The organism is Pseudomonas sp. A0308 (genome assembly GCF_044218815.1).
GTDB classification, from domain to species: Bacteria; Pseudomonadota; Gammaproteobacteria; order Pseudomonadales; family Pseudomonadaceae; genus Aquipseudomonas; species Aquipseudomonas iridis.
In genome coordinates this window covers 2,210,291-2,230,297 of record NZ_CP162581.1, presented here as the reverse complement: position 1 = coordinate 2,230,297, position 20,007 = coordinate 2,210,291, and the positions used below count along the sequence as shown (strand labels likewise).

Sequence of the window (20,007 nt, the reverse complement as noted above, 5' to 3'; positions counted from 1 at the left end):
CTGCGACCAGATCGAATCTCATTGAGCACATTTGAATGACTCCCTTGCCCGCACCTCTGCGCTGGCTCTACTCCCTGGAATGGCGCCGCGGCTTTTTTGACTGGGCGCGCAGCGATGGCGTGACCTGGGTTTATATCTTCAAGGTGTTGCTTGCAGCGTTCCTGACCCTGTGGCTGGCCATGCGTCTGGAATTGCCGCAACCGCGCACGGCGATGATCACCGTGTTCATCGTCATGCAGCCGCAAAGCGGGCAGGTTTTCGCCAAGAGTTTCTATCGCTTTCTGGGCACGCTGGCCGGCTCGGCGATGATGGTCACGTTGATCGCGCTGTTTGCGCAGAACACCGAACTGTTCCTCGGCTCGCTGGCGATCTGGGTCGGCATCTGCTCGGCGGGTGCCGCGCGTTGCCGTAACTTCCGCGCCTATGGATTCGTGCTGGCGGGTTACACCGCCGCAATGGTCGGGTTGCCGGCGCTGGCGCACCCCGACGGCGCGTTTATGGCCGCTGTGTGGCGGGTTCTGGAGATCTCACTGGGGATTCTCTGCGCCACCGTAGTCAGCGCCGGGATCCTGCCGCAAACCGCCAGCGCGGCGATGCGCAACGCTCTGTATCAGCGTTTCGGTGTATTCGCGCTGTTCGTCACCGATGGCTTGCGCGGGCGTAGCAAAACCGAATCCTTTGAGGCGACCAACGTACGCTTCATTGCCGAAGCGGTGGGGCTGGAAGGGCTGCGCAGCGTGACCGTGTTCGAAGACCCGCACATGCGCCGGCGCAATGGTCGCCTCAGCCGTTTGAACAGTGAGTTCATGGGCATCACCACGCGCTTCAATGCCCTGCACCAATTGCTTGAGCGTCTGCGCGGCAATGGCGAGGAACACGTCGTGGCGGCAATCAGGCCGGGTCTGCAGGACCTGGCCGAAGTGCTCGACAGCTTCAGCGGTCGTGCCCTGACCAGTCCCGATGCCGCACGCCTGGCGACGGCGCTTGCGACCTATAAAGAAGGCCTGCCAGCGCGGGTGCGCAGCCTGCGCGCGACGTTTCAGGAGAGTGAGCCGAGCGATGCCGAGCAACTGGATTTCCACACCGCTTACGAGTTGCTCTATCGCTTCGTCGATGACCTGCACAGTTATGCACAGACCCACGCGTCCTTGGCCGATCACCGTCACGAACGCGAGCGTTGGGACGAGCCGTTCACCCCGCAAACCAACTGGTGGGCAGCGGCGGCGTCGGGGATTCGCGCCTCGTTCATCCTGATCGTGCTGGGCAGTTATTGGGTGGCCACCGCTTGGCCGAGCGGCGCGACCATGACCCTGATTGCCGCCGCCACGGTGGGCCTGTCCGCCGCTACGCCAAACCCGAAACGCATGGCATTCCAGATGGCGTGCGGGACGTTCCTCGGCGCGCTGATCGGCTTCTTCGAGATGTTTTTCATCTTTCCGTGGATCGACGGTTTTCCATTGCTGTGCGTGATGCTCGCGCCGGTGATCGTGCTCGGCTCGTTTCTTACGTCGCGGCCGCAATACGCCGGTGTCGGTCTCGGTTTGCTGATCTTCTTCAGCACCGGTTCCGTGCCGGACAACCTGACGGTCTACAACCCGTACACCTTCATCAATGACTACATCGCCATGGTCATCGGCATGCTGGTCTGCGCGGCTGCCGGGGCGATTATTCTGCCGCCGAACAGCCGCTGGTTGTGGCAACGGCTGGAGCAGGATCTGCGCGGGCAAGTGGTCTATGCCATCAGCGGCAAACTCAAAGGGCTGGCCTCGAGTTTCGAGAGCCGGACCCGCGATCTGCTGCATCAGGCCTACGGTCTGGCGGCCGGTGAGCCGAAGGTACAAAAGAGTCTGCTGCGCTGGATGTTCGTGGTGCTTGAAGTCGGCCACGCGATCATCGAGTTGCGCAAGGAACAGGCGATTCTGCCGGTGCATCCGGCGTATGCCGAGTCGCAGCCGTGGCGTCAGGCAATCCGCGTTATGGGGCGTGCACTGGTGCGTCTGTTTCTGTACCCCAACGCCAGCAATCTGGAGCGCGCACTGGTCGCGGTCGACCACGCGATCAGTCGTGTCGCGGCCACCGATGAACCGTTCGCGCCGCACTTCGATACCTCGGCGTTGCGTCGGGTGAAGAGCTATCTGCACTTTATCCGCACGTCCTTGCTCGACCCGCAATCACCGCTTGCCATGCTCGCGCCCGCCAAGCCCGAAGGACTTGCCCATGCCTCGTGAAATCGCCTTCCACGGCGTGTACATGCCAACCATGACCCTGATGTTTTTCATCGCCGCGGCCTTGGCCTGGGCGGTGGACCGGTTCTTGTCGGGGTTCGATCTGTACCGCTTCTTCTGGCACCCGGCGCTGCTGCGCCTGAGTCTGTTTACCTGTCTGTTCGGCGCGATGTCGCTGACTGTCTACCGTTGAGAACGTCCTGATGAAAAAGTTTTTCAGCCTGCTTGCGACCCTGCTGGTGCTGGCCCTTGCGCTGTGGATTGGTCGGACCTTGTGGGTGCATTACATGGATACGCCGTGGACCCGCGACGGCCGGGTGCGTGCGGATATCATCAACGTCGCCGCCGACGTCACCGGTGAAGTGGTGAACGTGCCGGTGCGCGACAACCAATTGGTGAAGAAGGGCGATTTGCTGATGCAGATCGACCCGGAGCATTACCGCATCGCGGTGAAACAGGCGCAGTCGCTGGTCGCTTCACGCAAGTCGACATGGGAGATGCGCAAGGTCAACGCGCATCGTCGCGCCGACATGGATGCGCTGGTGATCTCCAGGGAAAACCGCGACGACGCCAGCAACATCGCAGACGCCGCACTGGCCGATTATCAGCACGCGCAAGCGCAACTGGAAGCCGCCGAACTCAACCTCAAACGCACGCAAGTGCGCGCGGCGGTGGACGGCTATGTGACCAACCTCAACGTGCATCGCGGCGACTACGCGCGCATCGGCGAGGCAAAAATGGCCGTGGTGGATATGAATTCGTTTTGGGTTTACGGCTTCTTCGAAGAAACCAAACTGCCCCACGTGCGCGTCGGCGACAAGGCCGACATGCAACTGATGAGTGGCGAAGTGTTGAAGGGCCATGTGGAAAGTATTTCCCGCGGCATCTACGACCGCGACAACCCTGAGAGCCGCGAGCTGATTGCCGATGTGAATCCGACGTTCAATTGGGTCCGGTTAGCGCAGCGGGTGCCGGTGCGCATTCACATCGATGAAGTGCCGGAGGGTGTGCTGTTGGCGGCGGGGATTACTTGTACGGTTGTGGTCAAGCAGGACAGTGTGGATAACTGAGGCAGACCGAGTCGCGGCCATCGCGGGCAAGCCCGCTCCCACAGAGTCTGTCGTGTACAAGATTTTTGAGAGCGCCGCAAAACCTGTGGGAGCGGGCTTGCCCGCGATGCGGACGCCTCGGTCCTGCAAGAAAATGCCGAACGTCTAAACCCCGCAAAACGTCTCCTGCAAATGCACCCAGACCAGCCGCCCGGAATCGAGTTTTTCAAACACGACCGTCGAGCGCCGGTCCGTGTGCAAACCGCTCGCATCCGTCTGTTGTTCTCGGTAACTCACCGTCGCGCCACGGTCGTGCAAGGCAATCGCGCGCAGTTCACTGAGTTCAATCCTGAACCCGTTCTTCTTGCCTCCGGCCATTTGAAACAATCCCCGCAAGGCTTCGAAATCAAGCACTCGACCCAGCGGCGTAATCATCGAAAACCGGGGTGAAAAGCGTGTCAGTAATCGCTCCAGAGCAGTCTCGTCTTCTGCCACGGCAAACCATCGTTCGATGGCCTCGTGCGCTTCGATAACTTCGGCAAAGTAGTCGGTGTGGTCAGTCATGTGGATTTTTCCTGAAGGGCAGGTGAGTTCAGCAGCGCGAGCACTTTGCTCGCATCGAAACGCAGCACGGCGGCCATCGGCAAGAGCGTGAGCAGCGCGGCGGCGAGAAAGCAGTATCTGAAACCGTTGGCGCCCAAGGCGCCCAGCAATGAACTGAGCAGCGCCGCGCCGAGGCAGAAACCGAGCTGGCGATTGATGTTCCAGAGGGCGCTGGAGTGACCCATTTTTTCCGCGCTCATGCCGACAAACGCCAGGGTCTGCGCGGTGACGCTGCACAGGCTGCCGCCCAGGCCCATCAGGGCATAGGCGATGATCAGCGGGCCAGCTGCGGGTTGTTCGATCTGCATCAGCGTGACAATGCCCAGGCTTTGCAAAAGCATTCCCGCGATCAGCAGCGGCTTGGGACCGACTCGGTTGAAACTGCGTTTGCCAAGCATGATCGCCAGTCCCGAAGCCGCCGCCCAGGACAGCATCAGTGCACCGGTTTGCGCCGCACCGAAACCGAGGTCGTGCAGGTACAGCACGGCAAGCATGTTGGTGCCGGTAAAGATGCCCGGCACAAACAGGTAGATCAGCATGGCCAGACGCAATGACGGGTTCTTGATCAGTTGCAGGTCAAGCACCGCACCAGGTTTTCGCCAGCCATCGCGTATGTACACGCACAAGGTTAAGACGCTGAGCAGCAGCACGGCGCCAGCCAGGTGGCGGGTTGCGGTTGCGCTTGCCAGGCTTACGGCGATCAGCAACAGGCTCAGGGCCGACACGGCCAACAGCAGGCCGCGTGCGTCCAGTGTCGGTCGTTCGCGGGTGGGTTGGTCGGGCTTCAACCAAAGCAGGCCGAGTCCGGACGCCAACAGCGCCATCGGCATGTTCAGGTAGAAAATCCAGCGCCACGACAGCGCTTGAACAATCAGTCCACCGGCCGCCGGCGACAAGGCCGGCACCATCAGCGCCACCAGCAGCACCACACCGGTGAAGTGCGCGCGCTGCGTCGCAGGAAACTCTCGATAGGCCAAGGCCTGACCGACCGGCAGCAGCAACCCGCCCCCCAGCCCTTGCAGCAACCGCCAGCCGATCAGGCTCTCAATCGAGCCGGCCTGGGCCACCAGTCCGGACGCGATGGCGAACACCAGCAACGAGCCAAGAATCAGCCGGCGCTCGCCGACGCGTGCCGCCAGCCACACGCTCATCGGAATGATCAGCGTCAGCCCGAGCATGTAGGCGTTGGTGATCCACGCCAGTTGCGTCACCGAGGCGTGCAACTGCCGGGCGATGTCCGGGTAGGCAATGCTGGCGGCGAACATGTTGAGCAGATCGAGGGCGAAACCCAGCAGATACACCAGCGCGACTTTTGAGCGATAGGCCATGGTGACTTCCCTGTGATGAGGCGTGCAGGGTAGGGCGCTTCTGGCGATAGGAAAACGCTGGTTTGGCTGCTAGTTTGTCAAAATAATTTTGACAAGGAGCGCCGTGTACATGGTCAGCCTGGACCGTTTTGACACTTTTAAAGCCGTGGTCGAGGCCGGGTCGCTGACCGCTGCCGCCGATACGCTTGGCCAGACGCGAGCGGTGGTGAGCTTCAACCTCAAACGGCTGGAAGAGGAGCTGGGCGTCACGTTGCTCACCCGCAACACCCGGCAACTGGCGCTGACCGATGCCGGCGAGCGCTTCTATCGGCGCTGTTTGCGCACACTGGATGAAGCGCGACTGGCGATCGAGGAGGCCCGTTCCGAGCACTCACAGCTAAAGGGCACGTTGCGCATCACCACCACCGTGGAATTTGCTCTGGCGCAGGTGGTGCCGGCGCTGGAAGTGTTCCGTCAGCAGCAGCCGCAATTGAATATTCACCTGTCCACTTCCTCGACCCACGCGGATCTGATCTCTGAACGTTTTGATCTGGCGATTCGCCTCGGGCGCATGCACGATTCCAATCTGCGCGCGGTGCAGTTGTCGACGTTCGAGGTGTTTGCAGTGGCGGCGCCGGCTTTGGTCGAGCAGTTCGCTCCCGTCAGCACCCTGGCAGTGCTGGAGTCGATGCCGACACTGGGGCATGGGCGCGTACCGGAAATGACGGTCACCGACCCGGCCGGCAGCGAGCATTTCTATCAGCCAAAACCGGGGGCGACCGCGATCGTTGCGGACAACTCGGCAACGCTGCGGGCATTTGCATTGACCGGGCAGGGTGTGGCCATTCTGCCGCAGTGGCTGATCCAGGAAGATCTCGACGCCGGACGGTTACAGCGCTTGTTGGCGGACTACCGTTTTGCTCAGCAAGGCGTGTACGCGCTGTACCCGGACACCCGGCATTTGCCGCTTAAAGTGCGGTCGTTCATTGATTTCATGAAGGGCTGGGGTTGAGATTTCGCGATGGGCTCAACCCGGTCTCAGAGTTGCCCACGCAAGCCGAACCGCTTCATCAACGTCGATTCCAGCAAACCTTTTGGCAGTAAAGCCGCCAGCATCGGCAATGCCCGGCTGCCATTGCCGATGCGGATCAACCGCGGCGGTTTGCTTTGTTGCACAGCCTTCAGCAATTGCGCCGCAAATTCGCTGGCGGGTGTCGGCTTGTCCTGCGACGCCTTGGCCCGCGCGCGAATGCCTTCACGCAAGGGAAACCACGGTGACTGCTCGTTGATCAACTGCTCGGCCTCATGCCCGGCATTCTTTGCGAAACTCGACTGAATCGCTCCGGGCTGGACTTCCATCACGCGGATGCCGAACGGTGCCAGCTCCATACGCAACGCGTCGCTCAAGGCATGTACGGCGGCTTTCGAGGCACAGTAGGCGCCCGCAAATGGCGTGACCAGAACACCGGACACACTGCCAATATTCACGACAAGCCCTTTGCCCCGGCGCAGCACCGGAAACAGTGCGCGGGTGACGCCGACAATCGAGAACACGTTGGTTTCGAATTGACGCTGCATGGCGGGCACGCCGCCGTCGAGCAGCGGGCCCATGGCGCCGTAACCGGCATTGTTGATCAGCACATCGAGGCCGCCGTGTTGCTGATTGATTCGCTCGCCGAGTTGCTCCAGTGCCGCGCCGTCATTGACGTCGAGCTGCACCGCGATAAACCCGGCTGCTGTCAGCGCGGCGACATCTTCAGACTTGCGCGCGGTGGCCCAGACTTCGTAACCGGCGCTTGTGAAAACATCCGCCAGGGCGCGGCCGATGCCGCTGGAACAACCGGTGATCAACGCAACAGGCATGGCGCGTTCCTTGTGCAAAACGGTGGGGGAAGGGGATCAGTCGGAGAAGCTGCCCTGCAATCGCTCGGCGCGAAACTCCAGGGTTTGTGGGCGATAACCGGGCCGCAGGGGCGGCATCGGCAGGCAATCTTCCCAACTGCCGCCAGCCTGTAATTCGCCGGGGCCGCGATAGCGTGGCGCGGTGTATTGGTTATCGGCCAGATTGACGGTATCGCCCGGTGCGTAGGCCGCGATGCGCCAGCGCAGTTCGGTCAGCGGGACGTCGTTGCCGTTGTTCATCTTCAGTTGCAGCGGTCGATCTGCCGGGCATTGTTCGGGCGCATAGCTGATGCGCAGTTCCAGACGTGCCAGTTGCTTGACCTCGCGGTTGTCCAGCCACACCACCCACATCGCCACCAGCGCGAGACCGACGGCCGCTGCGACCGAAACCGGTAGAGCCTTGGCGGGATAGCGCAGCAACAGGATCAGCCAGGTGATGACCAGCAGGACGCCGATGAACATGTTTGAACGCTCCTTGAACTCTTGCGCACCATCCTACCTAAGGGACGCCCCAATAGACATTCGTTGCGCAAGCGAATGCACCGTTGGTCGGAACTGTAATTTCTGACAGTAGGCATTCATGCCGTCCGACTGCTTTGATGCCGACAGACGAAAGGGACGTCGCGACCGTGCGGAGCAAACCACATGAACGTGCACAGCAGAACACCGACGCTTTCGGCGCACGACCCGCGTGGGTTGCCGGTTCGTACGGTCGACTATTGGCGCACCGAGGTGGTTGAACCTGCGCAAACCCGCATCAACCGCACGCTGCATGACGTAGCCGGGCGCGCTGTCGCCCAGTGGGATCCACGTTTATGGTCGCTGCATATGAGCGATCCGCTGACTCCGGCCAATCTGACCTCGGTGTATTTGCTGAATGGCCAGGTGCTGCGCTCGGACAGCGTTGATGCCGGCATGCAGATCGCCTTGCACGGTGTGGGGGCGCACGTGCTGTTCGATTGGGACAGTCGTGGCACTCGTCGCGAAATACAACACGATCTGATGCTGCGTCCGTTGGCGGTGTTTGAAGAAGGCGAATTGCAACCTCGGCTATGCGTCGAGCGTTTCATGTATGGCCAGCCCGATACGGCTGACCCGACCCGCAACCAGCTCGGCCAGTTGCTTCGCCATGATGATCCGGCGGGCAGTCTGCTGTTCGAAAGCTTTTCCATCAGCGGCCAATGCAGCGAAAACAATCGACATTTCACCCTGGATCCCGTTCTCCCGGACTGGCCCGAACCGATTGATGAACGGGCACGGTTGCTGGAGCCCGGCGAGGGCGCAATGACCCGATGGCGTTTCGGGCCACAGGGCCAGGTGATCGAACAGATCGATGCGCGGGGCAATCGGCATTTCAGCGAGTTCACCCTCGATGGCCGTCTGCGCGCCAGTCATCTGCAACTGAAACATCAAACCGGGCCGCAAACGCTGGTCTCTGACATAGCCCACAACGCTGACGGACAAGTCACGCAGGAGTTGGCGGGCAACGGGGTGCTGACAGCACTGACCTATCGGCCCGAAGATGGTCGCCTGCTTGAGCGCAGCGCTGTAAAGGCCAACGGCGCGGCGTTGCAGCTCCTTCGCTACGAATATGACCGGGTGGGCAATGTGCTGAGCATTGAGGACAAGGCACTGCCGATTCGTTATTTCGCCAATCAGCGTATCGACCCCGTCAGCCGGTTTACGTACGACAGTCTGTACCAATTGAGCGAGGCAACCGGGTGGGAGGCGGGGGCCGCGAGTCAGGGGCCTGAGTCTCTGGGTCGCAATGATCCGGCGGCGTTGAGCAATTACCGCCAGAGCTATCGCTACGACGAATCCGGCAACCTGCTGGAGCTGACGCATGTGGGCGCGCGCAGCGGGCGCAAGCTTGTCGCCGCGCGGCTTAGCAATCGCTGCCTGCCTTATCGCAACGACGTACCGCCCACGGAAGAGGAAATCGCTGCGGCGTTCGATCCCTGTGGAAATCTGCGGGCGCTGGAAGCAGGGCGCTCGTTGACGTGGGATCTGCGTAATGAGTTGCAGTCGGTCACGCCGATGGAGCGGGCGAGTGGGCTCAATGACATCGAGCAATACGCTTACGACGGTGGCGGACAGCGTGTGCGCAAAACTCGTGAATTGCACACGAATGCACGCGTGGTGGTTGCTCAGGTGCGATACCTGCCAGGGCTGGAGTTGCGCATAGATAGCGCAGGTGAGGTGTTGCAGGTCATCACGGCACAGTCGGGGCTTAACAGCGTCAATGTTCTTCACTGGGAAAGTACTCCACCCGATGGCAGCAATGACCGTTATCGCTTCAACTTTACCGATCACCTCGGGTCGACCTGTCTGGAGCTGGCCGAGGATACCCGGCTTATCAGTCAGGAAACCTTTTATCCATTTGGCGAGACGGCGTGGAGTGCCAAGACGGAGGTCAGTTACCAAACGGTTGGTTATTCGGGCAAAGAGCGCGATGCGACCGGGTTGTATTACTACGGCTATCGCTATTACATGCCGTGGTTACAACGCTGGTTGAATCCGGACCCTTTGGGTGGAGTGGACGGATTGAACCTGTACCAGATGGTCAATAACTCCCCCCTTGTCTATCGGGACGAGCAGGGCATGCAGGGTAGCTCAGTCACCGAATCGCCAAGGTTTGACGTCTTGAACGAGTCGGAAACGAATGCACTGAATCAAGGCATGCACTTCGATGCTCGAGGGCTGGATTATTTTCCCCAACTTTTGCATGAGAAGGTAGTGGCGGGGTTGGATGAAGGCCTGAGCTGGATTAAGAACGCGCAATCTGCGCTATCTTCGAAAGACTTGAGCGCGTCATCGCAGAAGTATCTCAACTTGGTTTTCGGAGCCGAGTACGCAGCCAATCGAAACGAATCAGAAGAATTGCGCACGGCCCTGCTGGGGTCACTGCAACGCTTGGGTAGCTACATGCAGCAGCTAAAAGGTGCAGACAGTTGGCGCCTGAGCCTTGTGCAAAAGCTCTCCAATCATGCCGTAGGACGAACCGTCTATAACAACACGCAAAAGAAACAGATCTGGTTGAGTCGCGATCATGTAGAGAGTGCACATGTTTTTAGCTTGGCGCGCACGCTTGTGCATGAATCCGCCCATGCGATGTACAACTACAGTAGCCCCCAAAGGGTTGATGACATTTGGTATTTGAGGATCGGTAAGTTATCGGAGCAAGCATCCGAACAAGATATCGAAAACTTTGCGTTGACCGCGTTGCTAACGTCCGCCGAAAGAATTGAGGATGGGCCAGATGAAGCAAAAATGCCCGGCAATGGACGCGCCGATTACAAAAGAATCATAGATGGATTCCAAGCGGCATCTGGAGGGGGGGCAGTGACATCAGCTGCGCAACGACTGACGTTGTTCAAGTCAAATCTGGCGGTTCGAAGAAATGTGATTTTGCATAACGCCGATTCGTACCCAGGGTTGTTGATGGCGTTCCGAAATAAAGGCAAGTGATTGCCGGAAAAAAGCCCCCGCCCAACCCGCTGCGGATAGGGAACGCAACAGGTAGGGCGAGGGCTTCTTGTTTTGCGGATCGTTTACTGCGCGATGGTTTTCACCGACACGCCGCGCTCGATCGGGGTGGAGCGGCCGTAGATATCTTCGAAACGCTCGATATCGTCTTCACCCAGGTACGAACCGGACTGCACTTCGATGATTTCCAGCGGGATCTTGCCCGGGTTGCGCAGGCGATGCACCGAGGCGATAGGGATGTAGGTCGACTGGTTTTCGCAGAGCAGGAACACGTTGTCATCGCAGGTCACTTCGGCGGTGCCGCTGACCACGATCCAGTGTTCGGCGCGGTGGTGGTGCATTTGCAGCGACAGGCACGCGCCCGGTTTGACCGAGATGTGCTTGACCTGGAAACGCCCGCCCATGTCCACCGAGTCGTATGAACCCCACGGACGATAGACTTCGCAGTGGTTCTGCGTTTCGCTGCGGCCCTGCTCGTTGAGGGTGTTGACCATCTGCTTGACGCCCTGGACCTTGTCCTTGTGGGCAATCATCATCGCGTCCTTGGTTTCGACCACAACGATGTTTTCCAGACCGATCACCGACACCAGTTTGCCGTTGCCGTGGATCATGCAGTTCTTGCTGTCCTGAATCACCACATCACCTTTGGTGACGTTGCCATTGGCGTCTTTCTCGTTGACTTCCCACAGCGACGACCAGCAGCCGACATCGCTCCAGCCCGCGCTCAGTGGCACGACGCAGGCGCGCTGGGTTTTTTCCATGACGGAGTAGTCGATGGAGTTGTCCGGGCAGCAGGCGAAAGTGGCTTCGTCCAGTGTGACGGTGTCGGCGTCATGCTCGCTGCGCTCAAGGGTCAGCAGGCAGGTGTCGTAGATGTCCGGATCGTGCTTTTTCAGCTCTTCAAGGAAGCGGCTGGCGCGGAACAGGAACATGCCGCTGTTCCAGAAGTAACCGCCGGACTGCACGTACTCGGTGGCGCGTTTGACGTCAGGTTTTTCGACGAAGTGCGAGACGCGGCTGACGCCTTCGGGTAGCAGCGAATCAGCGGTGGACTTGATGTAGCCGTAGCCGGTTTCCGGTTTGGTCGCCGGTACGCCGAACAGCACCATTTCACCGTTTTCGGCAGCGACGGTGGCCAGGGCCAATGCACGTTGCAGGGCTTTCTGGTCTTCCAGCACGTGGTCGGCCGGCAGCACCAGCATCAGTTCGTCACGGCCTTCATTGACCAGCATCATCGCGGTCAGCGCCACGGCCGGCGCGGTGTTGCGGCCGAACGGTTCCATCAGGATGCGCTGGCACTCGAGTTTGCGGTTGGCCAACTGCTCGTTGACGATGAAGCGGTGATCTTTGTTGCAGACCACGATCGGGGTGTCCATGCCTTCGAACACCAGGCGTTCGAGGGTTTGCTGGAACAGCGTGTGCTCGCCGGTCAGGGCGAGGAATTGCTTAGGGAACTGCTTGCGCGAAAGCGGCCAAAGACGTGAGCCGCTACCACCTGACAAGATCACCGGAATCATATTGTTTACTCCATAAAATGCAGTTGAGAGCTGCAAGCTGCAAGCGGTGAGTTAGGAGCACTTCACTTGCAGCTTGAGGCTTGTAGCTGATAGCTCGCGCGATTAGCGCGTCGACACCGGGCGTTTCACCCAGACTGGCGACAGGCTGCTGCCGGAACCGGTGACGTACAGCACCGCTGCTTCACCGCGCTCCAGGGCGACTGGCTTCACGTCGCCGACTTTCTTGTCGCCTTCGTACAGCGCCAGGCTGACTTTCACCGGGTTGATTTCACGTTCGCCACGGCCCTTGGCCGCCACGGTTTTAACCACTTCAGTCTTGCCGTCGGCAGTCTTCAGGGTCAGCGGCTTGTCGCTGAGGTTCTGCACGCGCACCAGGGATTTCTGCTTGTTCTTGAACGGCGGCTCTTCGATCAGTTGCGGCGCGCCGGAAGCGTTGTTGACCAGGGTGTAGTAGTGGTCACCGGCGAGTTTCACCGGCAGGGTCTGGCTGCCGACCTTGGCGCTGTAGTCGCCGCCCGGCATGAAGCTGAAATCGCTGCTGGCCAGTGGCGCAACATCGCTCAGGTTGGTGCTGCCAACGGTGGCGCTGACTTCAGCGTTGCTGGCGTTATAGATGCGCACGAAGCTCGAACCTTTTGGCGCCGTAGGGCCGTAGAGGGCAGCATCGCCACCCGCGAAGGCGGGTACGGAAAGCACGCTGAGGCCAGCAACCAGAGCGAAGCTTTTAGCGAGACGGCGAGGAGTTGTAGTGAAAGTCATGGTGTACCTCTCTTTCAGTTTTGCGCCCGGTCGGGCGTCTCGGATTTAGTGTTTGCAGCTACGTTTTGTTGGCGTGCGCCGGCTTGTTTAAGCTCTGCGACCCACTGCGGGTCGGCGTCACCGATTTCGTTGTTCACAGGCAGATAACGTTCAGGAAACTCCCAGATCAGCACTTGTGGCGGGCTGTTCTTGAAGTCATCGCTTTTGAGGTAGCTGAGCATCGGCAGGATCGGACCGTGGCCGTCTTCGGCGTAGCTCACGACGTCGCTGTGCAGCGCTTGTTTCAGCGCACCGACGAAGTTCCAGTTCGGGTTGGCGCTGTAGCTGGTGCCGATCAGCGCGACCGGCACTTCGCTGTTGGCGAACAGAGCGTCATCACCGCCAGGTTGCTCGCCAGCGGCTACGGTGTTGCGCTTTTGCAGCGGCTCTTGCGCCGGCATCAGGTTTTCGAACAGTGGATCAAGCGGCAGGAACAGACGCAGATCGCCCTTGTGCGTGATCTTTTCCGCTGGCGTGGTGACGAAACGCTGTGGCTCGCCGCTGAGCGGGAACTTGTCGGCGATGGTCTTGGCCAGGGTGTTGGCGGCAACTTCGGCACCCTCAGGCGTCCAGTGAGTGTCGGTGCGCAGGAACACTTGCTGACCGTTCTGCTTGGCCTGTTGCAAAGGCTTGAGCAGATCGGGCGCAAGGATCTTGTCCGCCGCAACCCGTGCGTGGAAGTCCTCGTAAAGGTTGGCGTGAATGCTTGCCGGTTTCACTTCACCCAGGTGTTCCGGGTACAGACGAACCTTGGCCGGCACGATCGCCATCACCAGTTTCACGCCTTTGTCTTTGAGGGTCTGGCGTACGCCTTCGACCAGCGCGTAATTGCCTTGCAGGTTCAGCTCTTCGTTGACGATCGGGTTGAATTCCTCATCGCTGTACAACCATTGATCGCGACCGAGCACGACGCCCGGACGACCTTCGTTGAACAGTTTGAAATCCAGCGCGGCCCAGAGGTTGGTACCCAGGCGCTTGATCGGAAACTCTTCGTCGTAATGAGTCTCCACAGCCTTGGTCCAGCGACCGTTGAGCACCGTCGCTTCGGCGTTGGTGCTGAAGCCGAAGAAGCTGCGAACCGACCATAGACCCAGGACCAGCAGGGTCACCAGGAACAGGGCGATGTAGAAGATGCGTAATGAGCGGGTCATGTCAGATCCCTCAGAACTGGAAGTAAAGGAACGGCGAGAAGCTTTGCGCCGAGAGTTTGAGAATCGAGGCAATGAACAGCAGCAGAATCACGGCGCGCATTGCGTAGCGCGACCAGTCAGCGGTCCAGTAGGCCGGTTGCACCTGAGCTTCGACGCCGACGGTGTAGCCTGGCTCGTGGATGCTTGCCGGGTTGTCGCCGGGCACCGCTTTGATCATTCCCGGGGTCGCCGTGCCAGGGCCGTCGGCCTCGACGTTGACTTCAGGTTTGGCCTTGACCGGTGGCTGATTGGTGTACAGATCACGCAGGCCGAAGAACGCCAGCGTCACGTACGCCACCACCAGAGTTGCCACTTGCAGACCGGTGAGGCTGGCCTGATTGAGTTCCGACAGCGACCATTCGCCGAAGCTGAACATCGCGCCGTACATGCGACCGGCAACGTGCAGGTTCTCTGCGCGGAAGATCACCCAGCCCATCACCACCAGCAGGAACGTCAGGGCCCAGCGAATCGGGTTGAGGCTGCGTGGCGAGGTGTTCAGGCCCAGCGCCTTCTCGATAGCCAGCCACATGCCGTGCCAGGCGCCCCAGACGATGTAGGTGATGTTCGCGCCGTGCCACAGACCACCCAGAAGCATGGTCAGGAACAGGTTGCGATAGGTCATCAACGTACCTTTACGGTTACCGCCCAGGGTGATGTACAGGTAGTCACGCAGCCAGGTGGACAGGCTGATGTGCCAGCGACGCCAGAACTCGGTGATCGACTGACTGATGTACGGCTGCTTGAAGTTTTCCATGAAGCGGAAACCCATCATCAGACCCAGACCGATCGCCATGTCGCTGTAACCGGAGAAGTCGAAATACAGTTGCGCGGTGTACGCCAGCGCACCCAGCCAGGCATCGCCCGTGGTCGGGTTTTGCAGGGCGAAGCAGTGGTCGGCAACTACCGCCAGGGTGTCGGCAATGAAGACCTTCTTGATGAAACCCTGCATGAACCGCGTACAGCCCTCGGAGAACTTGTCGAGGGTGTGCGTGCGGTTGTTGAACTGGTCGGCGAGGTCGCGGAAACGCAGAACCGGGCCGGCAATCAGGTGCGGGAAGATTGCCACGAAGGCCGCGAAGTCGATCAGGTTGCGCGTCGCCGGGGTGTCACCGCGATACACGTCGATGATGTAGCTGATCGACTCGAAGATGTAGAACGAGATCCCGATCGGCAATAGCACGTGGGTCAGGATGAACGGCGACAGACCGACCGAGGTCATCATCGCGTTGATGCTGTCGACACCAAAGTTGGCGTACTTGAAGTAGCCGAGGATGCACAGATCCACTGCCACGCCGAGCAGCAGCCAGCGTTGCGCCGGTTTGGTCCGCACGCCGGCAGCACCGACTTTCAGGCCGATCCAGTAGTTCCACAACGTGACGGCAGCGAACAGCGCCAGGAAGTCCACCCGCCACCACGCATAGAACACGTAGCTGGCGAGTAGCAGCAGCAGATTGCGATAACGAATTCCGCTCAGGTAGTACATGCCGAGAAAGATCGGCAAGAACAGAAACAGGAACACGTTGGATGAAAATACCATCCCGATCTCTCCAGTTTTAACCAACAGTCAAGGGCAAAAGCCCCCCCAAACCCCCCACCGAAAAACCGGAGGGCCAACTCACAAATCTCTAAACCTGACACTGGCCCCTGTGGGAGCGAGCCTGCTCGCGAAAGCGTCGTGTCAGTCGACATCACTTTTGAATGTCAGACCGTATTCGCGAGCAGGCTCGCTCCCACAGGTTTTGCGTCTGGTCTTACGAACCTTTGTTGCCCTTTTCATGGGACGGGTCGTAGACCTTGGTCAGATCCCCGCCAAGGCGGAAGGTCTTGAACGGTTGCATATCGCGCTTCTTCTCGATCACATCGGCCGGGCAGGTGTAGAGGGTGCAGAACGGTTCGAGCCAGGCGAATTTGGAGTCGACCTTGAGGTCGTCCATGTCTTGCTCTTTGCCATTCTTCTTCTCGAACTCATCCGGGTCTTTAACACCCGACAGCACCCGATCACCCAGACGCTTCAGCGCGGCGTTGTTTTCCTGACGCAGATCGACACCGTTGACCTGGGCAAAACTGGCGATCATTGCCAGCGGCGGCAGGGCGTAGTTGTGGTAAGCGAGGGCGCGTTGCTGGCGCTTTAGTTCGTTCGGCAGGAAACCATCGGCGTCGACCTGATTCACGCCGACTTTGTATTCCTTCACTGCCCAGTCAAACAGGTCGCGGCGGTTGGTGGCGATGGACGTCGCCATTACCGACCAGGCAGCCCAGTACGAGTGGTTGTTGGTTTTTTCCAGCGGCAGGTTGTCCCAATCGCTGACGACCTGGTCGGCCATTTTGCTGAACCAGGCTTCGATCAACTGCGCTTGCTGCTGATGCTGCGCCAGCGGATGCGAGTCGGAGAATTTCAGGCGAATGTACGACGAGGCCATGCTGCCCAGCGCCCATTTGCGCATCGATTTGCCGGTGTGGTTGAAGTCTTTCGACATCAAGGCGTCAGCCTTGGCCCAAGCGGTCAGCCAGTTGAGCGTGCATTCGAGCTGCTCCGGGCGACCGTCGCGCATGAACTGCATCACGCGTTTGGCGGTGCCGCGTTCCAGCGTGGTGATGTCTTTGGTGGTGTCGCGGAAGGCTTTTTCCGACTGCACGTTCAGGGTCGAACGGGCCTTGTCCGAGCCTTCGTATTTACTGCGAAACTGCAGCGCGCCGGTGTACGGCGTCGGCATTGCATCGCAGCCTTCGCTTTTGTCGCCAGTCTTGAATTTATCCACCGGGGCGAAATAGCCCTGAGGTGGACGCAATGGCGCGGCGGCCTGCGCGGTGCCGGCGAAGATCGCCAGCCCGAGCAGCGTCGGCGCTAAAAAAGTTTTCAATTTCGGATTTCGCATAGCAGACCTCATTGCCCGACCTGAGCGGTTTGTTGCCCAGCGCCCGGGAATACGTTGCGTTTGCAGATTTTCGCTTCGACTTTCTGTGGCGCGGCGCCCGCTTCCGGGCCCTGGACTTCGACTGCCAGCAGGTTTTGCGAGGCCCAGTCTTCGTCCGTGCGCAACTCAAAGGCGAAACGACCGTCGGTGTCGGAGGTTTCCGGCTTCTCGATCTTGATGTCCTCGTGGCGACCGTTCATGTACCAGAGGGTGGCTTGCAGGGTTTTCACCGAGGTGTCGGCGAAGCGAATGTCGACCTGATGACTGCTGTTCTGCAGGTTCAGGTTCTTGCTGTTGACCAGCAGTTCTTGTTTGCTGCCCGGCTTCAGTGTGGCGCTGCCGGTCATCTGTGCATCTTTGCCTTCGCAGCCGTTATCCAGCAGCGCCATCATCTGGCGGTAGATGGTTTCCTGGTCGAGGCGATACAGCGGCGAGAATTCCCAGATGAGAATTTTCGGCGGGGTTTTCTGGAATTCGTCGCTGCCCAGGTACTGCAACATCGAACCTTCCAGACCACCGCCCGGGAACGCGACGTTGAGGATGTCGGCGCCAATCGACTCTTCGAGGAAACCGGCGAAGTTGTAGTTCTTGCCGCTGTGCGAAGTGCCGACCAGGGTGATTTGCGGGTTGCCGGAATCACCGAACAGGTCGCCGTCGCCCGCTTCGCCTTTCGGCTCGGTGGTGAACTGGTCCATGTACTGGATCGCGTAACTGGTGCCGCACAGTTGCCCGGCCATGTTGTGCAGGGTGCCGGTCTTGCCCATGCGGCCGGACTTCTTGGTCTCGAACTCACGCTTGGGAATGTCGGCGAAGGCCGGGATCTGCTTGACCTTCTCGGCGACGATTTTTGCCGTGCGCTGTGCGCCGTATGGCGTCCAGTGCTGGTCGCCACGGAAGTAGAAATCGTGGGCAGGCAGGGTGTCTGGCAGCGATTCATTGGTCAGCGGCGACAGGTCCGGCACCACGTAACCCATCTTGGCGAAACGGCCGAGCATGGTCTTGTAGTTGCCCAACGCTTTTTCGTAATCGAACGCGGCTTTTTCCTGCGGGTTGAGCTTGTTGCGATTCACCAGGCCACGGGTCGGCTGATAAACGATCACCAGCTCGACGCCTTTGCTCTTGAACGCATCGTGCAGCTGTTGCATGCGTTTGTAGCCGGCCGGGGTGGTGTTGAATTCGGTGCGCAGGTCTTCTTGCGTACGGAACAGCCAGTCGCCTTGCGCCTGTACCAGCGTGGTGAAGTTCTGCTGATAACGCGTGGTGTAGTTCTTCGCGTCGTGGGCTTCCGGGCACAGGTTGCAGCACGGATCAGCGGTGAACTTGGGCGGTGTGACGGCGCTGGCTTGATCTGCGCGGGCACCATTGCTGGCCGCCAGAATGCCCATGGTCAGGGCCGACAGGCTGAGTAATTTGATCAAGTGTGGGTGCATAAAATTATCCTCAGTCCTGCATTTCGGTCTGGCGTTCGACAGGGTCGATCAGCACGGCTTTCTGCTGGCGCACCAGCAGATCAAGAATTTCATCCTGGCGCTCGCCCAGGATGCCGTTGAAGCTGATGCCGCTGGATTTGGTCGGCGCCAGCATCGATACGCGATACAGCTCAACACTCAACGGCGAGTCGATCGACAGCGGACCGCTGCCATTGGCCGCCAGTTCACCGCCGACCACGATCAGCGACACCTGCGCATCGAACGGGTCGAGCTTGATGTCGCGGTCGGTGTCGGTCAGGTCTTTGATGTGGCCGTAGACGCCGGTCAGACCGTTGGCCATGGCGATGTTTTCGTAGAGGCGAATGTTCACGCTGTTACGAATGCGGATGCCGTGGCGCTTGTTGCTGATGACCTTGTTGCCCCACAGCAGATTGTCGGCAGACTCGTAGAGGGTGATGCCGTCGGTGTGGTTCTTGTAGATCTCGTTGTAGGCAATGATGTTGTTGACGCTGTTCCGGTCGATCACCAGGCCCGAGAGATTGTTGTCGTAGCTTTTGTTGTTGAAGATGAAGCTGTCGTTCACTTCGCGGGAAATGATGATCCCGTGCTTCTTCTTCGTACCGTAAACGGTGTTCTCGGCAATGATCAGGCCGTGTGAACGGTCGTGCGGGTCGATGCCGTAGACGATGTTGTCTTTGTAGGTGTTGCCCTTGACCACGAAGTCGCGGGTTTCATAGCAGTAGAAGCCGTACCACATGTCCGAGAACTCGGAGCCGACGATCCAGCCAGTCGGCTCGGCGCGCTTGAGGACCTTGGCCATGTTCGGCGTGTACTGGGAAATACTCACGCCGTACGACTTACTGTTGGCGTAGCCGAAGCTGGCCATCTTGCTGTTGACGATGTAAGTCTCGGTGCCACCCCAGGCGAGCAGGAACGGGCGGAATTCTTTCGGCGAACGGAAGGTTGCCGGGCCGTTTTCCTTCTCCCGCCAGCCAGTGATTTTGGTATCACGCACGAACAGCTGACCGTCGTTGACCAGGAACGACCCGGCCTCTTGGGACAGGCGCAATTCCTGAGTCTGGCCGTCGATTTCGAGGATGCCCTTGCGGCCAACCACGATCGGCAACTTCGCCAGGTACACGCCCGGCGAGGTTTCGCTGAAGTACTGCTTGGGCAGTTTCTTCGCCAGATCCTTGAGGTTCATGTAGCCGTCGTCGACGAAGATCGCCTGCGGAATACCGTGCTGACGCACCACCCACTCGGCCATCTTGTTGTCGCCGCCGATAAAGTCCTTCAGGGCGTCTTCCTGCATCATCCGGCGCACGCTGACCTTGCCCGCTTTGCTGCGAACGATCTTCGCGGCGGCGGCTTCGGCGGTGTAGCCGGAGATGTCCGGCAGTGTCGGCGCGGCCAGGTTCAGCGCCTCGGTCGGTGCGCTGCTGACGGTATATGTCTTGGCTTGTTGCAGCTCTTTCGCCGTGGTTGCTGGCTTGGCCGGCTCCACGCTGGCGAAGGCACCTGCCGAGGCCAGCAGCATTGCGCCGGCCAGCAGGCTGAGTGAGCCTTTGCGGGCACTGTTCATGTC

At 59.8% G+C, this 20,007-nt stretch carries 16 protein-coding genes; 5 read left to right on the top strand and 11 right to left on the bottom strand.

Features of this window, described 5'->3' with window-relative positions:
* The first annotated feature begins 35 nt into the window (after positions 1 to 35).
* Genes AB4P92_RS10430 through AB4P92_RS10420 form a run of 3 tightly spaced genes read left to right on the top strand, consistent with a single transcriptional unit; the run spans position 36 to position 3,295 of the window.
* Positions 36 to 2,228 (top strand): FUSC family protein, encoded by a 2,193-nt coding sequence (locus tag AB4P92_RS10430; RefSeq protein ID WP_395599334.1) that lies wholly within the window; start codon positions 36 to 38, stop codon positions 2,226 to 2,228.
* Positions 2,218 to 2,418, top strand: a complete 201-nt coding sequence (locus AB4P92_RS10425) for a DUF1656 domain-containing protein (RefSeq protein ID WP_042557739.1) — start codon at positions 2,218 to 2,220, stop codon at positions 2,416 to 2,418. The genes AB4P92_RS10430 and AB4P92_RS10425 overlap by 11 nt, the downstream gene beginning before the upstream one ends.
* A gap of 10 nt (positions 2,419 to 2,428) precedes the next feature.
* Complete coding sequence (locus tag AB4P92_RS10420; protein ID WP_210624714.1) at positions 2,429 to 3,295, top strand: HlyD family secretion protein; 867 nt, start codon at positions 2,429 to 2,431, stop codon at positions 3,293 to 3,295.
* A 144-nt stretch (positions 3,296 to 3,439) separates the two neighbouring features.
* Here AB4P92_RS10420 and AB4P92_RS10415 read toward each other — a convergent pair whose 3' ends face one another.
* Positions 3,440 to 3,838 carry a DUF4440 domain-containing protein gene (locus tag AB4P92_RS10415; protein ID WP_047299819.1) on the bottom strand — a complete coding sequence of 133 codons (399 nt, stop codon included), beginning with the start codon at positions 3,836 to 3,838 and terminating at the stop codon, positions 3,440 to 3,442.
* A complete protein-coding gene (locus AB4P92_RS10410) occupies positions 3,835 to 5,205 on the bottom strand; it encodes an MFS transporter (protein ID WP_395599333.1) in 1,371 nt (456 codons plus the stop codon). Before AB4P92_RS10410 ends, AB4P92_RS10415 begins: the two co-directional genes overlap by 4 nt.
* A gap of 109 nt (positions 5,206 to 5,314) precedes the next feature.
* Between AB4P92_RS10410 and AB4P92_RS10405 the strand changes: the two genes are divergently transcribed.
* Positions 5,315 to 6,196 (top strand): LysR substrate-binding domain-containing protein, encoded by an 882-nt coding sequence (locus AB4P92_RS10405; protein WP_395599332.1) that lies wholly within the window; start codon positions 5,315 to 5,317, stop codon positions 6,194 to 6,196.
* Positions 6,197 to 6,222: 26 nt separating this feature from the next.
* Here AB4P92_RS10405 and AB4P92_RS10400 read toward each other — a convergent pair whose 3' ends face one another.
* Together AB4P92_RS10400 and AB4P92_RS10395 are read right to left on the bottom strand one after the other, a co-directional pair.
* Positions 6,223 to 7,047, bottom strand: a complete 825-nt coding sequence (locus AB4P92_RS10400; protein ID WP_047299821.1) for an SDR family oxidoreductase — start codon at positions 7,045 to 7,047, stop codon at positions 6,223 to 6,225.
* 36 nt (positions 7,048 to 7,083) lie between these two features.
* Positions 7,084 to 7,548, bottom strand: a complete 465-nt coding sequence (locus AB4P92_RS10395) for a hypothetical protein (RefSeq protein WP_042557745.1) — start codon at positions 7,546 to 7,548, stop codon at positions 7,084 to 7,086.
* Between the two features lie 183 nt (positions 7,549 to 7,731).
* Between AB4P92_RS10395 and AB4P92_RS10390 the strand changes: the two genes are divergently transcribed.
* Positions 7,732 to 10,554 carry an RHS repeat domain-containing protein gene (locus AB4P92_RS10390; RefSeq protein ID WP_395599331.1) on the top strand — a complete coding sequence of 941 codons (2,823 nt, stop codon included), beginning with the start codon at positions 7,732 to 7,734 and terminating at the stop codon, positions 10,552 to 10,554.
* Positions 10,555 to 10,637: 83 nt separating this feature from the next.
* Here AB4P92_RS10390 and AB4P92_RS10385 read toward each other — a convergent pair whose 3' ends face one another.
* From AB4P92_RS10385 to algG, 7 genes are all read right to left on the bottom strand, one after another.
* Positions 10,638 to 12,089 carry a mannose-1-phosphate guanylyltransferase/mannose-6-phosphate isomerase gene (locus AB4P92_RS10385; protein ID WP_150603712.1) on the bottom strand — a complete coding sequence of 484 codons (1,452 nt, stop codon included), beginning with the start codon at positions 12,087 to 12,089 and terminating at the stop codon, positions 10,638 to 10,640.
* Positions 12,090 to 12,191: 102 nt separating this feature from the next.
* Complete coding sequence (locus AB4P92_RS10380) at positions 12,192 to 12,848, bottom strand: alginate O-acetyltransferase AlgF (protein ID WP_042557747.1); 657 nt, start codon at positions 12,846 to 12,848, stop codon at positions 12,192 to 12,194.
* Between the two features lie 14 nt (positions 12,849 to 12,862).
* Positions 12,863 to 14,038, bottom strand: coding sequence for an alginate O-acetyltransferase (locus AB4P92_RS10375; protein ID WP_395599330.1), 1,176 nt, complete (start codon positions 14,036 to 14,038; stop codon positions 12,863 to 12,865).
* Between the two features lie 10 nt (positions 14,039 to 14,048).
* Complete coding sequence (locus AB4P92_RS10370; RefSeq protein ID WP_042557749.1) at positions 14,049 to 15,614, bottom strand: MBOAT family protein; 1,566 nt, start codon at positions 15,612 to 15,614, stop codon at positions 14,049 to 14,051.
* 214 nt (positions 15,615 to 15,828) lie between these two features.
* Positions 15,829 to 16,953, bottom strand: a complete 1,125-nt coding sequence (locus tag AB4P92_RS10365; RefSeq protein WP_042557750.1) for a mannuronate-specific alginate lyase — start codon at positions 16,951 to 16,953, stop codon at positions 15,829 to 15,831.
* An 8-nt stretch (positions 16,954 to 16,961) separates the two neighbouring features.
* Positions 16,962 to 18,422: an alginate O-acetyltransferase gene (locus AB4P92_RS10360; protein ID WP_042557751.1), complete on the bottom strand. Its 1,461-nt coding sequence runs from the start codon at positions 18,420 to 18,422 to the stop codon at positions 16,962 to 16,964.
* A 10-nt stretch (positions 18,423 to 18,432) separates the two neighbouring features.
* Positions 18,433 to 20,004, bottom strand: a complete 1,572-nt coding sequence (gene algG, locus AB4P92_RS10355; protein WP_042557752.1) for a mannuronan 5-epimerase AlgG — start codon at positions 20,002 to 20,004, stop codon at positions 18,433 to 18,435.
* Positions 20,005 to 20,007: the final 3 nt, after the last annotated feature.

What these genes read in the sequence shown, in the direction of transcription:
- AB4P92_RS10430 (WP_395599334.1), top strand. Translation starts at nt 36, where the DNA reads ATGACTCCCTTGCCCGCACCTCTGCGCTGGCTCTACTCCCTGGAATGG.
- AB4P92_RS10425 (WP_042557739.1), top strand. Translation starts at nt 2,218, where the DNA reads ATGCCTCGTGAAATCGCCTTCCACGGCGTGTACATGCCAACCATGACC.
- AB4P92_RS10420 (WP_210624714.1), top strand. Translation starts at nt 2,429, where the DNA reads ATGAAAAAGTTTTTCAGCCTGCTTGCGACCCTGCTGGTGCTGGCCCTT.
- AB4P92_RS10415 (WP_047299819.1), bottom strand. Translation starts at nt 3,838, where the DNA reads ATGACTGACCACACCGACTACTTTGCCGAAGTTATCGAAGCGCACGAG.
- AB4P92_RS10410 (WP_395599333.1), bottom strand. Translation starts at nt 5,205, where the DNA reads ATGGCCTATCGCTCAAAAGTCGCGCTGGTGTATCTGCTGGGTTTCGCC.
- AB4P92_RS10405 (WP_395599332.1), top strand. Translation starts at nt 5,315, where the DNA reads ATGGTCAGCCTGGACCGTTTTGACACTTTTAAAGCCGTGGTCGAGGCC.
- AB4P92_RS10400 (WP_047299821.1), bottom strand. Translation starts at nt 7,047, where the DNA reads ATGCCTGTTGCGTTGATCACCGGTTGTTCCAGCGGCATCGGCCGCGCC.
- AB4P92_RS10395 (WP_042557745.1), bottom strand. Translation starts at nt 7,548, where the DNA reads ATGTTCATCGGCGTCCTGCTGGTCATCACCTGGCTGATCCTGTTGCTG.
- AB4P92_RS10390 (WP_395599331.1), top strand. Translation starts at nt 7,732, where the DNA reads ATGAACGTGCACAGCAGAACACCGACGCTTTCGGCGCACGACCCGCGT.
- AB4P92_RS10385 (WP_150603712.1), bottom strand. Translation starts at nt 12,089, where the DNA reads ATGATTCCGGTGATCTTGTCAGGTGGTAGCGGCTCACGTCTTTGGCCG.
- AB4P92_RS10380 (WP_042557747.1), bottom strand. Translation starts at nt 12,848, where the DNA reads ATGACTTTCACTACAACTCCTCGCCGTCTCGCTAAAAGCTTCGCTCTG.
- AB4P92_RS10375 (WP_395599330.1), bottom strand. Translation starts at nt 14,038, where the DNA reads ATGACCCGCTCATTACGCATCTTCTACATCGCCCTGTTCCTGGTGACC.
- AB4P92_RS10370 (WP_042557749.1), bottom strand. Translation starts at nt 15,614, where the DNA reads ATGGTATTTTCATCCAACGTGTTCCTGTTTCTGTTCTTGCCGATCTTT.
- AB4P92_RS10365 (WP_042557750.1), bottom strand. Translation starts at nt 16,953, where the DNA reads ATGCGAAATCCGAAATTGAAAACTTTTTTAGCGCCGACGCTGCTCGGG.
- AB4P92_RS10360 (WP_042557751.1), bottom strand. Translation starts at nt 18,422, where the DNA reads ATGCACCCACACTTGATCAAATTACTCAGCCTGTCGGCCCTGACCATG.
- algG (WP_042557752.1), bottom strand. Translation starts at nt 20,004, where the DNA reads ATGAACAGTGCCCGCAAAGGCTCACTCAGCCTGCTGGCCGGCGCAATG.